At 44.4% G+C, this 13,443-nt stretch carries 13 protein-coding genes; 10 read left to right on the forward strand and 3 right to left on the reverse strand.

The features are described 5' to 3' along the window. The first annotated feature begins 140 nt into the window (after positions 1-140). On the forward strand, positions 141-344 hold the full coding sequence (locus tag AC3WQ3_RS05820) for a hypothetical protein (RefSeq protein ID WP_492471752.1): 204 nt from the start codon (positions 141-143) through the stop codon (positions 342-344). 331 nt (positions 345-675) lie between these two features. Here the strand turns inward: AC3WQ3_RS05820 and AC3WQ3_RS05825 are convergent, their stop codons facing one another. Together AC3WQ3_RS05825 and AC3WQ3_RS05830 are read right to left on the reverse strand one after the other, a co-directional pair. Next, positions 676-954, reverse strand: coding sequence for a GNAT family N-acetyltransferase (locus AC3WQ3_RS05825; RefSeq protein ID WP_336781024.1), 279 nt, complete (start codon positions 952-954; stop codon positions 676-678). Between the two features lie 2 nt (positions 955-956). After that, complete coding sequence (locus tag AC3WQ3_RS05830; protein ID WP_095289244.1) at positions 957-1,199, reverse strand: (4Fe-4S)-binding protein; 243 nt, start codon at positions 1,197-1,199, stop codon at positions 957-959. 318 nt (positions 1,200-1,517) lie between these two features. Between AC3WQ3_RS05830 and AC3WQ3_RS05835 the strand changes: the two genes are divergently transcribed. From AC3WQ3_RS05835 to AC3WQ3_RS05850, 4 genes are all read left to right on the forward strand, one after another. Beyond that, complete coding sequence (locus tag AC3WQ3_RS05835) at positions 1,518-2,234, forward strand: class I SAM-dependent methyltransferase (RefSeq protein WP_492471676.1); 717 nt, start codon at positions 1,518-1,520, stop codon at positions 2,232-2,234. Between the two features lie 756 nt (positions 2,235-2,990). Further along, a complete protein-coding gene (locus tag AC3WQ3_RS05840; protein ID WP_492471677.1) occupies positions 2,991-3,809 on the forward strand; it encodes a MerR family transcriptional regulator in 819 nt (272 codons plus the stop codon). Positions 3,810-3,831: 22 nt separating this feature from the next. Continuing rightward, positions 3,832-5,010 carry an MFS transporter gene (locus tag AC3WQ3_RS05845; RefSeq protein ID WP_336781020.1) on the forward strand — a complete coding sequence of 393 codons (1,179 nt, stop codon included), beginning with the start codon at positions 3,832-3,834 and terminating at the stop codon, positions 5,008-5,010. 173 nt (positions 5,011-5,183) lie between these two features. Beyond that, positions 5,184-5,630: a DUF1569 domain-containing protein gene (locus AC3WQ3_RS05850; RefSeq protein ID WP_492471678.1), complete on the forward strand. Its 447-nt coding sequence runs from the start codon at positions 5,184-5,186 to the stop codon at positions 5,628-5,630. 193 nt (positions 5,631-5,823) lie between these two features. Here AC3WQ3_RS05850 and AC3WQ3_RS05855 read toward each other — a convergent pair whose 3' ends face one another. Further along, positions 5,824-6,891, reverse strand: coding sequence for a LacI family DNA-binding transcriptional regulator (locus tag AC3WQ3_RS05855; RefSeq protein ID WP_492471679.1), 1,068 nt, complete (start codon positions 6,889-6,891; stop codon positions 5,824-5,826). Between the two features lie 464 nt (positions 6,892-7,355). Between AC3WQ3_RS05855 and AC3WQ3_RS05860 the strand changes: the two genes are divergently transcribed. Genes AC3WQ3_RS05860 through AC3WQ3_RS05880 form a run of 5 tightly spaced genes read left to right on the forward strand, consistent with a single transcriptional unit; the run spans position 7,356 to position 13,281 of the window. Then, positions 7,356-8,291, forward strand: coding sequence for an ABC transporter permease (locus tag AC3WQ3_RS05860; RefSeq protein WP_492471753.1), 936 nt, complete (start codon positions 7,356-7,358; stop codon positions 8,289-8,291). A 15-nt stretch (positions 8,292-8,306) separates the two neighbouring features. Further along, the gene (locus AC3WQ3_RS05865) at positions 8,307-9,188 is read left to right on the forward strand and encodes a carbohydrate ABC transporter permease (protein ID WP_095289251.1); all 882 of its coding nucleotides are present in this window, start codon (positions 8,307-8,309) and stop codon (positions 9,186-9,188) included. A gap of 56 nt (positions 9,189-9,244) precedes the next feature. Beyond that, positions 9,245-10,852, forward strand: coding sequence for an ABC transporter substrate-binding protein (locus AC3WQ3_RS05870; protein WP_492471680.1), 1,608 nt, complete (start codon positions 9,245-9,247; stop codon positions 10,850-10,852). 31 nt (positions 10,853-10,883) lie between these two features. Continuing rightward, entirely contained in the window at positions 10,884-12,359 is a 1,476-nt protein-coding gene (locus AC3WQ3_RS05875; protein WP_492471681.1) for a glycoside hydrolase family 32 protein, read from the forward strand. A 19-nt stretch (positions 12,360-12,378) separates the two neighbouring features. Continuing rightward, positions 12,379-13,281: an ROK family protein gene (locus AC3WQ3_RS05880; RefSeq protein ID WP_492471683.1), complete on the forward strand. Its 903-nt coding sequence runs from the start codon at positions 12,379-12,381 to the stop codon at positions 13,279-13,281. The last annotated feature ends 162 nt before the right edge of the window (positions 13,282-13,443 follow it).

Genomic DNA, 13,443 nt, shown 5'->3' on the forward strand with positions numbered 1-13,443 from the left:
TTGATGACTACAAAGTTACCATTGGTAATGATGTCATGTTTGGCCCGAATGTTACGATTGCTGTAACGAATCATCCTGTACACCCGGAAAAGCGCAAAGAAGGCGGGATGTTTGCATTACCAGTGGTCATTGAGGATGGGGTGTGGGTCGGGAGCGGAGCGATTATTGTACCAGGAGTCACGATTGGTAAAGGGAGTGTCATCGGTGCTGGGAGTGTAGTAACCAAGGATATTCCTGCGAATGTAATTGCTGTTGGAAATCCATGCAAAGTTCTTCGTGAGATTACGGATCATGATAAAGAGTTCTACTATAAAGATATGCGTTTTGATCAAGTTGAATGGTAAAAGAGTGGACAATCGTTTAGATTACGGCTTATCTAAAAGCCATATAGAACCAGAGGATTTTCGAACATCCATCTATTAGAGAGGAGTTTTCCGTTGGTTATCATTTATTTTATTATAACAATAGTCTCTCTGTATTTTGTCATATCAGCCATTGTGTATTCGCGTTCCACCCACGTGGTAGCAAATCGAATGAAAAAACAATTTGAACATTACTTTCATGAAGATGCCCACCAAAATGACAGGAGCAGTTAATGCAAAAGAGCCAGAGGGGACGAAGAGATCTCGTACTCTCAGGCTCTTTTCTCTTAATATGGCCATCATTCAATGTTTATTAATTGAGAACATCCGCGTATTCTGGGATGCGGTCGAAACGTCCCTTGGCAAACGGGCACAAAGGTAAAATCTTGATACCGTTTTCCCGCGCGTATTCCACCATAGCTTTGAGCAGCTTGTCGCCAAGCCCTTGTCCCCGGTAAGCATTTTCAACCAACGTGTGATCAATAATGTACAGCTCCGGACTTGAGATTACATAGGTCATTACCGCAGCAATGTCGCCATTATCTTGAATAAAAAATCTTTTATTAGCAGGTTCATGTTCTACATGATGCATGTTCATCCCTCTTTCCTTGTTGAATATTCATCGTCCAGACGTTTATACGTGAGTGCTCCGCTTGGACATGTGTCAATATGCCGGGCAATGGCCTCTGAAGTATCGCCATCGGGATTAACCCAAGGACGTTTGCTCAGATCAAACACAGCAGGGAGGCCCTTTACGCAAATGCCGGAATGAATGCATACCTCAGAATCAAACATGACTTCGATATCTTTACCGTAGTACAACTTCTGTTTACTCATCGTTCATTCACATCTTTCACTTTTGAGTTTGTTTATAGACAAGATTCATACTATGAAAGCGAACCTTCTGAACCGACATGGCATTGGCAACCGTGGCCAGCAATGTTTGGCTTGGCTCTCGATGTCCGAATTATAATGAGGAAATAGGGATAAGTCAACGTGACGATTCTCCTAATGTTTTGGTGCATTAGTGGTGATGGGTTGTTTTCATTCATCTAACGGGCAGATAAAATGAACCATTTTAGGAATATCCGTTTATACTTATGTAATATCCAGAATCATCGCAAAAAACGATATAGAAAGTGGGAAACAACATTTATGATTCCATTAGTATATGACCAGATTAACCTTTGGGGAAAAGATGATGAATTTTTCCTTGCATTGCTAAAGAGATTGAAAGTGGAGTCTATAGCTGATTTAGGCTGTGGAACAGGAAGGTGGACTACACAGCTTGCTCAAAACGGATATACAATCACAGCCATCGATCCCCATGAAGAAGCGATTAAACTGGCGAGAAGTAAGGATGATTCAGGCCATGTGAACTGGATTGTAGGAGACAGCTCCAATTTACAAACCAATACGTATGACGCGGTTATTATGACAGCCAATGTTGCACAGGTATTTCTTACAGATGATAGTTGGAAACAAGTGATCTCAGACGTATTCCGATCCCTTAAAGCTGGCGGTCACTTTATTTTTGATACAAGAAATCCTCTGGTAAAAGTGTGGGAAGAGTGGGAGAAGGATATGAGTCCGGATGTAGCCAAAGACAGGCTAAGTGGAGACCCACTTGAAATCTATACAGAATATGAGGGGTTTGAGCAAGATGTCTATACGTTCTATGAAACTGTGAAAAATACAAAAACAAACGAAGTCCTCGTTCATGAAAAAATGCAGATACGATTTCGAAAGCAAGAAGAATTGGATGAGTCATTGAAACAAGCCGGTTTTTCGAAAATTGAAACATTTGGGGATTGGGAATTTAAATACGCAAATTCTGAAAGCCGATCTTTTATTTTTCATTGCGTAAAATAGAGTTATGAAAAGCGCAATTATAGTGATCGCTAAAAAGGATAGCGCCTTTTATACGACAAAAGCAGCAGATCAACAAGATCGGCTGCTTTTGTCATTTTTACCATGTATGCTTTAATTATAATTTAATGGTGATAGGAATATTTGTTTCCTAATATTATACAATAAATGGTTCTAATTCTGATATAATGGATGCTTCATGATTTAGATGCTGAAAGCAATGCAAGATGAGCATGAGTAGGTGAAAAAAGGAGGGCAACGCAAAAATGGATTTAACATTTGGAAACGTTACGATACTTATTCCCCCTTTACACATCACGATTATCTTAATAGTTATTATTTTCTTATTAGTAAGGTGGGGCAAACAATTAGAAACAAGACGCTTTACGGTATTTTTTTACTTTTTATTCAGTACTACCATTACTCCGATGTACACTAGTTACACATCAAAGGGTTACTTTCAGCTATGGATTCCTATAGGATTTATAATCATGTTCCTTTATTTATTTGGCGGTAGAAGAAATCATCCAGCTAAAGTGAAAGCAAGTATTTTGGGGTTCTCCATAGCCATATACCAGCTCATTCTTAAATATGTCGGATAGATTCTAAACTCAATATTACCAAGGAAGCAGCCGAGTATCCGAGTATCGGGATCGGCTGCTTTTGTTCGGCTAAATTAAAAAGTGCACTGACAGCCTTGACTTTCCCCTGCACAGGAAACTGTATACTCACCTTAAGTTATCGATTGGAGATGATATGTTGTTCAAAATTAGTGCATTTTCCAGATTAAGCAAGATCTCACTTAAAACCCTGCGTTACTACGACCAGATTGGCATACTCAAGCCAAGAAAAGTAGATCACCACACGGGATATCGTTACTATTCCGCAGATCAGCTTCTGGAGCTCAACCGGATTTTGATGTATAAGGAGTTGGGTTTTACATTACCTCAGATAACACAGCTGCTCCAGGAAGATATCACATTGGAGAACATTCAAGGCATGTTTAGGCTGAAAAGAAGCGAAATCCAGCAAATCATTGATACGGAACAAGCCAAACTTGTCAGGATTGAAGAGCGCATGCAGCTCATTGAAAGGGAGGGGCAATTCGAAACGGGTCAAGACATCCGAATCAAAGCTGAAGCTGCTCAAACCTTCCTTTATCAAAAAGCATACGGAAGAGAAGAAGACATTCCAGAGTTATTTCGTCAATTCGATCTGTTATTAACCACCGAAATGCGGCAGTATATCGAAGGCCCTCAGGTTGTGTTGTGGAAAGACATCGACGGAAAAGAAGATGAGTTTGAGTTTGAAGTGGGATATTTTTTAACCTGTGAGCTTCAATCCTCTCCAGAGCCTTTTCAGCTGCGAATCCTTCCTCCTGAACCGATGATGGCCACAATGGCTTTTCATTCCGATTCCAAATTTGATGGTGCGGCCTGTGTGCATTTAGCGAAATGGATCGAAAATAATAACTATCAGATCAAGGAAAGCGAACCGGGCAGGGAACTGTATTTACCGTTATCCTCGGAACGAGATGCAAAATTGATTGAGATACAAATTCCAATACGAAATAGTTAATGAGAAGGTGGAGTGGTGTGAAATGAAAAATAAAGGCATCATCTATGTGCTGGCATTGGCCGTTTTTTTGATCGGGACCATTGAATATATTATTACTGGAGTCATAGAGATGATTGCCATGGACCTAGGGGTATCTACTTCCGAAGCTGGGTTGCTAGTCACGGTGTTTGCTCTCGCTGCGGCCATTGTTTCCCCGATATTGATCACACTTACGATTAATGCAGATCGCAAGACATTACTGATGACAACCCTCGGTGTATTTATTGTCAGCAACGGACTCATGTTTGCAGATCTTGCTTATGAAACATTGTTATGGATCCGTGTAATCCAGGGAGCTAGTGGAGGGATGGCTACTGTTGTCGCTATGGCCGTAGCAACTCGACTGGTTGAGAAGGAAAAAAGGGGCAATGCCATCGGGATCATTTTGATGGGACTTAGCAGTGCGTTAGTGCTCGGTGTCCCTATAGGCACATTTTTTAGTGAGATGTTCGGCTGGAGAGTCTTGTTTATTCTAATTGGTGTATTAAGTATTCTTCCATTACTAGTCATCTATAAGATGGTGCCAGCCATCAAAGAAGAAGAGAAGGTTACCCTTGGTATGCAGCTCTCTATTCTGAAAAATCCGACTATTCTGATGTCTTTGATCGTAACATTGTTGTATGTCGGCGGTTACGCCACACTATTTACTTATATTACGCCATTCTTGCAAGAGACATCCTCTCTTGCCATGACCGAGATTAGTGGTGTTCTATTTTTAGCAGGCATTTGCAGCTTTGTAGGATCAAGAATGGGTGGACAATTGGCAGATGCCAAGGGTTCCAAATTCACCATTCTTCTCGGGCTTTTGTTACAGGGAGTCACGCTCCTTATGTTCGCGCTAGCGGGTATCCATCTCCTGGCATTCATCTTGATTCTAATGATTTTTATGCTATCAACATGGAGTATCTCCCCAGCCCAGCAGCTATACTTAGTTACTCTGGCGCCTCGAAATCCGGACATTGCTCTTAGTGTAAATACGTCTTTCATTCAATTCGGTTTTGCACTGGGATCTGCTGTAGGCGGTCTCGTCATTCGAAGTACGTCTGTTCTGTATCTGAACTGGTTGGGATTTGCCGCTGTCGGTATAGCTTTAATTTTGGCTATCCTACTGTTTAATAGAGCAAGCCGTATTAAGGCGGAAACGCCTATGATGACTAAGTAAGAGAAGAACTGGACTTCCACGATAATTCAATAACAACAAGAAAGCAGCCGATCATTGTGATTGGCTGTTTTAATCATAAAAGGGTCTGGTTTAATCCACATTCTACTTGAATAATATGGTAATATTTTTGTTGTGGATTCTTTTCTTGTCAAGGTTAGGAGGCCTATGTCTTAGTGAAAACGATTTTTGATCTATCGGCTGCAAAAGAAATCTTGGGACGCATCGATCAATTAGAGCAAGATGTTCAACCTGAGTGGGGGCGCATGAATGCTGCTCAGATGCTTGCTCATTGCTCTTCGTTCCAAGACATAGCAACGGGAAAAGCCCGTTCCGCAAGAAGCTTGCTAGGCATAGTGGTTGGAAAGTTTGCAAAACCCATTTTTTATAATGACAAGCCACTTCCCCGCAATATGTCTACGATTCCAAGCATGATGATCGTGGATACAAGAGAGTTTGAAGTAGAAAAAGAAAAGCTCAAACAAAATATCTTGACGATACAACGTGAAGGTGTCAAAAACGGTGCATTTCCTCATCCTTTTTTTGGAAGACTCACTTCCGAGGAATGGGGTAAGGGAATCTACAAGCACTTGGACCATCATCTGAAGCAATTTGGTGTTTAAGAAGTAAGGAAAAGGGCTGAACACATAGAGATAATGCACAGGATGAACTGAGGCAAGCTAGAAGAGGTTAGTTAGAAAATAAAAAGAAGTGGACACCCATCTGTAGGGTATCCACTTCTTTTTGGTTCCAACTTGCACGCTCAGAGAACGTCATCAGACGTATTTCAACTCAAATAGGGTATATTTCTCCATCTTATTTTCTGACAAGAGTCGGCTCGGCTGGCATAATTCCAGGTGTCGACTCTCTGATAATGGGTGCAGTCACAATATGCGAGACCTGATAAGGCTGTTCGGGGTTTTCCATTCGGGATAACAGCATTTCGGCTGCCTTAATCCCCATCTCGTTACTATAAATATGGACCGTCGTTAACGGAGGTTCAATAATTCTGGATTCAGGTGCATTATCGAATCCACATACCACAATATCCTGCGGAACCGTTACCTCTCTTAATTTGAAAGCTCTGATTAGATCCACCGCAATGAAGTCATTGGCACACACATATGCGGAAGGGAACGACTCCAGTGCAGCTACTCGCTCCCTTAGCCAACCAGGTTTGGAGAAGAACAGCTTATCATTGTCTGTAATGCAGTGGGCTGGATCGACCTGCAATCCCGATTCCAACATCGCCCGGTGGTATCCAGTCCATCGTTCGTTGAAGCTTTTACAGTGAGTGTAATCTCCTGCGAATCCGATACTTTTGTAGCCGCTATCAATTAATTTATTGGTTAACTGATAAGTGCTATGTTCATTCTCCATAAGAAGCAGATCCGCATGAAAATCCGGATAGCAGATGTTGGCTGCACAATCGATAAAGACCGTGGGAATTCCGAGCTCTGTGATGAGGCGGGTATATTCCAGGTTGAATAACTCGATGCAGATGATGCCGTCCACTTTGGAAATATCAAAATTGTTAGGTAGGGTAAGGGCTTCTTCATCAACTTCACGAACGATATGAATGGACAGATTATAACCCTCAGCACTAATTCTTTTCTCCAAACCGCTAATTAGCAGCGATCCAAAATGAGACGTATTCGGCAGGTTCTCTGTTAAGAGGGCGATATTGCCCGGCGTTTTGCTCAGGACATGCTCACTTTCCATATAAGCAAATTGTTTATATCTTAACTCAATGGCTTTCTTAATCACCCGACTCCGTGTTTCTTCCGGGATGTTTCCGCTATCATTCAGGGCTTTGGAAGCCGTATTTCGGGAGATGCCCAAAGCATCTGCGATATCCTGTATCGTTACTTTCTCTTTTGCCATGTCGTGCCTCACCTCTATTGGTCAATTGATCGTCCCAAGTGTTTTATAAGTCAAATGTATAATATATCGAAGCAAATAGCAATTGTAAATTTACAAATGCACAATTTATAATTGTTTTTGTCAATTTCGAATTTCGCATTCTTTATTTATTCGTCATTTAAGTTTACATCGTACACAGCCAATGCAGAAACCTTTGTTACAGGATGAAATACATTATATAACAGGCTTTTTTTGGATAATTATTCCGTTAAATCTACAATCAGAACACAGTTATGCATAAAAAGTGAAGCAAATGCACAATTATTTTTCACATTTTGTATTGACTAAATGATACATATCCTGATAAATTGTAAAATATCAAATAAGCAATTGTAAATATTGAAAGCCCTTTCTATGAGCAATTGTAAACTTTAATGATGAACGGGGGTCGTATGTTGGATAACACAGTAAACACAAATAAGAGGATGGGGAAGAGCCTCAAAGAGAGGAGTTCCATTTTTCATTCATTACAGCAGCTCAAAAAGAATTATTTCCTGTATGTATTGCTTGCGCCAGCTCTAATCCTGACACTGATCTTCAAATACATTCCGATGTATGGAGCCATCATCGCATTCAAGGACTTCAGTCCGATCAAGGGAATTATGGGCAGTGAGTGGGTGGGCTTGAAACATTTCGAGAAGTTTTTGGCTTCACCCAATTTTGATGTGATTTTTATGAATACGCTTAAGCTCAGCTTTTTGGGATTGATATTCAGTTTCCCGGTGCCGATTTTGCTGGCACTCATGCTGAATCAGGTACGCCAAGCTGGAGTGAAGAAGAACATTCAATTATTTCTGTATGCCCCAAATTTTATATCGGTTGTAGTCGTTGTGGGCATGCTGTTCATTTTCTTATCGCCGACGGGTCCTATTAATCAATTGACTACATGGATTACGGGTCAGCCGATCATGTTTATGTCCGAACCTGAATATTTCCGCTGGATCTACATCTTGTCCGATATCTGGACGGGGGCAGGCTGGGCCTCGATCATTTACGTTGCAGCACTAGCCAATGTTGATCCTGAGCTTCACAATGCAGCCAATCTGGACGGAGCAAACCTCCTTCAGCGTATTCGCCACATCGACCTTCCGACCATTCGTCCGATTATGGCCATTGTGTTTATCCTTGCAGCTGGGGGAATTATGTCCATCGGATTCGAAAAGGCATACCTGATGCAAACATCCATGAACCTGCCTTCATCCGAGATTATTGCCACCTATGTGTACAAGGTCGGATTGCAGTCCGGCGATTACGCCTATTCTGCGGCCGTAGGATTGTTTAACTCTGTCATTAACGTCATCCTGCTCGTTACCGTGAATCTGATTGTGAAGAAATTAAACGAAGGCGAAGGCCTTTATTAGAAAGGAGTATCACTCATGACTATCAAACCGACGGGGCTGGATCGTCTGATCCTCGCACTGAACGCCATCTTTCTCACCTGTGCTGTACTGGTTGTGGTCGTTCCTCTCATTTATATTGTTATCGCTTCCTTTATGGATCCAACCGTACTGCTTAATCAGGGACTGTCCTTCAATGTATCCGACTGGAGTCTGGATGGTTATCAGATGATTCTGTCCAATCCGGCCATGATTCGAGGCTTCGCGAATGCGGTGCTGTACTCGGTTTCGTTTGCTTTCGTGACCGTGGCGGTTTCCATCTGTGCAGGTTATGCCTTGTCTGAGGAAAGGCTGGCGGGAAGAGGATTTTTCATGGTCCTGTTTATCATTACGATGTTCTTCGGTGGTGGTCTCATTCCGACTTATCTGCTTGTGCGTAATCTCGGCATGCTGGATACCATATGGGCGATCATCATTCCCGGAGCGGTTAACGTGTGGAACATCATTCTCTCCAGAACTTTTTTCAAAGGTGTACCCAGGGAACTGAAAGAAGCAGCGAACGTGGACGGTGCTTCCGATATGAAGATTTTCTTTCAGATTGTCATTCCGCTATCCAAACCGATCATTTTTGTCCTTGCATTGTACGCGTTCGTCGGGCAGTGGAATTCTTATTTTGATGCCATGATTTATTTGGATAATCCCAATCTTCATCCCTTACAGCTCGTTCTGCGTTCCATTCTGATTCAGAACCAGGCTGCACCGGGCATGATCAGTGATCAGCTTGCCATGGCGGAGCTCAAACGGTTATCCGAGATGATTAAGTATTCTGCGATTGTCATTTCGAGTCTGCCGCTGATTATCATGTATCCGTTCTTTCAAAAGTACTTCGAAAAGGGTGTCATGGTAGGTTCACTCAAATAGTGAACAGCCTGAGATATCTTAAGTCAGATCCAACAATATAAAGTGGAGGTCACGTCATGAAAAAAGTGAAAAAGTCCAAAAGAGGCATTACATCGGTATCCCTTTCCATGTTGTCTGCTGTACTTCTGCTCACAGCCTGTGGTGGTGGAGGCGGCGGCGCAGCCAGTGAAGCCCAGTCTCCCGACGGGAAAGTGACACTGAATTTTATCACACAGAGCTCGCCGCTGGCTCCGGCCGATCCGAACGAGAAACTGATTAACAAGCGACTTGAGGAAAAGACCAATGTGCATATCAACTGGAAGAACTACACGAGTGATGTGTTTGCCGAAAAAAGAAATCTGGCGGTGGCCAGCGGGGATTTACCCGATGCCATTTTTGACGCAGGTTACGGAGATTATGATCTCCTGAAACTGGCCAAGGACGGGGCCATCATTCCGCTCGAAGACTTGATCGAACAATACATGCCCAATCTACAAAAGGTGCTGGAGGAAGCTCCGGAATACAAGAGCATGATCACGGCACCGGATGGACATATTTACTCTTTCCCATGGATCGAGGAACTGGGAAGCGGCAAGCAGCGGATACAAGCGGTGGATAATCTGCCTTGGATCAATGTGGAATGGCTGAATAAACTCGGACTGAAAATGCCGACGACGACCGAGGAATTGAAGGAAGTGCTAATCGCCTTCAAAACGCAAGATCCCAATGGAAATGGAAAAGCGGATGAAATTCCGTTGTCGTTCATTAACAAGCCGGGCGGAGAAGATCTGACTTTTCTCTTTGCCGCATTCGGACTTGGGGAGAACTGGGACCATACCGTGGTAACAAACGAGGGTAAGGTCGTCTTTACGGCAGCGGATGAAGGTTATAAGGAAGCTGTGAAATATATCCATGAGCTTGTCCAGGAAGGTCTTGTGGATGTGGAAGCCTATCAGCAGGATTGGAATACGTATCTGGCCAAAGGCAAGGACCATAAGTACGGCATGTATTTCACATGGGATAAGGCCAACATTACGGGAATGAATGACACGTATGATGTGTTGCCTCCGCTTGCCGGTCCGGATGGAGAGAGAAATGTTACGAGAACCAATGGGATCGGACTCGACAGAGGACGTATGGTTATCACGAGCAGCAATAAAAATCTGGAATCCACAGCGAAGTGGGTAGACCAGCTGTACGATCCGCTCCAATCGATCCAAAACAACTGGGGAACGTACGGGGATGAAACGCAGCAAAATATTTTTGAATTCGATGAAGCCAAGGGCATGCTGAAGCATCTGCCGCTAGAAGGGGCTGCGCCTGTCGAACTTAGACAAAAAACGAGCATTGCCGGACCACTGGCGATTCTCGACAGTTACTACGACAAATACACGACTAAACCAGAAGATGCTGCATGGCGCATGGAGCTTCTGGATCGGGTCATGGTTCCACATATGAAAGCGGAAAACGTCTATCCAAGCGTATTTTTCTCCATTGATGAGCTCGACCGACTGTCCACCATTGAAACCGACCTGTTCGCTTATGTACTGCGCATGCGCACGGAATGGTATCAAAACGGGAAAATCGAGCAGGAATGGGATGCCTATCTGAAAGAGCTGGAACGTCTTGGACTGCAGGAATGGCTTCAAATTAAACAAGCGGGATATGACCGCAATACAAAATAAAAAACGGTGTATTTCAAAGGAGAGAACCTACATGTCTACGATTTCAACAACCGATTACCGAGGTGCTTATCATTTCTCGCCGAATGAGAAGTGGATGAATGATCCCAATGGCATGGTATTTTTCAAAGGGGAGTATCACTTGTTCTATCAGCATCATCCGTTTGGCACAACATGGGGACCGATGCATTGGGGGCATGCCGTGACGAAAGATCTGTTCACCTGGGAAGAGCTTCCTGTGGCTATGGCGCCGGATGAACACGGCATGATCTTTTCAGGAAGTGCTGTAGTGGATTGGAATAATACTTCCGGCTTCTTTGATGAGGAACCAGGACTGGTGGCGATATTCACGCATCACCTGGAAGTGCCGAACGATAACCCGATTCAGCGGCAGAGCATTGCGTACAGCAAGGACAATGGCCGCACGTGGAACAAATATGAGGGCAATCCGGTACTGGAGCATGAGTCTTATGTCGATTTCCGTGATCCCAAGGTGTTCTGGCATGAGCAGAGCAAGGAATGGGTGATGATCATTGCCTGTGGTCAGACGGTATGCTTGTACCGTTCTCCTAATCTGAAAGATTGGACACTCGGCAGTGAATTCGGCACAGGCATCGGTTCACATGACGGCGTGTGGGAATGTCCTGATCTCTTCTCGCTGGCGGTGGATGGGGACCATGGGCATGAAAAATGGGTCATGCTTGTCAGTATCGGTGCAGATCCTGCGTTCAAGGAAGGCTCGCGAACGCAGTACTTTATCGGAGATTTTGATGGGTCGACGTTTGTTCCGGATGAAGCTTCCCGCACGGTTCGCTGGATTGACCATGGCCGGGACAACTACGCAGGAGTCAGTTGGTCCGACATTCCGGCAGAAGACGGCAGACGCCTGTTTATGGGCTGGATGAGCAACTGGATGTATGCCAACCAAACGCCAACCGAAGGTTATCGCGGCGCGATGACGATTGCTCGGGAGCTTACTTTGGAAACGATAGACGGTACAGTCACATTGGTTCAGCGCCCGGCCCGTGAGATGGAGCAAGCCCGGAAACCGATATTGACCCTGCACAACGTTTCTGTCCAAGAGGCGAGGAAACATCTTAGCACGCTGCAGCTGGTGAGCTATGAAGTCGATGCGCAATGGGAATCGGAGCAATCCGTTCAATTTACCTTGAGAAGCAGCGCCAGTCATCAAACGCTCGTTGGTACAGACGCGAATCAGCGTGAGGTGTACGTTGATCGCAGTCGATCAGGCATCGTTGATTTCCATGAACATTTCCTGGGACGTCACACCGCAAGTGTTCAGGGCGGGGTTCAACATTTGCGTATCTATGTGGATTCTTCTTCGGTTGAGGTATTTGCGAGTGACGGTCAGGCCGTTATTACTGACCTGATCTATCCGGATGCAGATGCTGCGCGAATTACGGTTGATGCTGATCAGGAAGACATGGTCTTCTCTGCTCTTCATATCTACGAATTGTCTCCCATTAAGGTGGAGGCCCATGAGAAATAAAGAGAAGGAGGGCAGGTAGATGCGTATAGGTGCCATTGAAGCGGGCGGAACGAAATTTGTATGCGGAATAGGCAACGAACAAGGACATATGGAGGAATGGTGCAGTTTTCCGACGGAGCATCCCGAGACTACACTCGCCAAGGTGAGTGACTATTTCAGAGATAAAGGGGTAGTGGCTATCGGCATTGGTTCCTTTGGTCCGATCGATCTGAAGCCGGATAGCCCTACTTATGGTTACGTTACCACAACTCCGAAGTCCGAATGGGAAAACTGCAATGTGGTGGGAATCTTGAAGCGTGAATTCCCTGTTCCCTTTGGGTGGGATACGGATGTAAATGCTGCTGCTCTGGGGGAAGTCACATGGGGAGCTGCGCAGGGCTTGGACAACTGTGTGTATTATACGATTGGTACAGGTGTTGGCGTTGGACTTATTGCTGGAGGAAAAAGAATACACGGATTGCTGCATCCAGAGGGTGGACACATCCGAACGAGGCGCCATCCGCAGGATCACTTTGCGGGCTTATGCAAGTATCATGGGGATTGCCTGGAGGGACTGGCTGCAGGGCCAGCCATCGAAGCCCGCTGGCAGAGACCCGGCAGCGAGCTACCGACGGACCACCTGGCATGGGAGATCGAATCCTTTTATATTGCCGAATCGATTACGACGTCCATCCTGCTGCATTCACCACAGAAGATCATCTTGGGCGGTGGAGTCATGCAGCAAATGCATCTGTTTCCCATGATTCGGGAACAGGTTGTACACAATCTCCATGGTTATGTGAACGTGCCTGAATTGCTGCAGTACATCGACCAATATATTGTTGCACCAGGATTGGGACAACACGCGGGTTTATACGGTGCACTAGCCTTGGGCATTGAAGCACTTAACCAAGTCAAGATTGATTCATCGGTATCATTGTAATCCACATGTTCGGGAAAGGACGGAGCAAATCGCTTAAAAGACTGATTCAGTTGTTTAAGGGAATGCACCGTCCTTTCTTTGTTTTTCTATATCACGCAGAGAAATGAGGGATATTCGTGAGATTCATTTTAAGGTCCATTAGCTGCGTCTTGTTATCTTGTG

The sequence above is a fragment of the Paenibacillus sp. FW104-T2 genome (genome assembly GCF_058789975.1).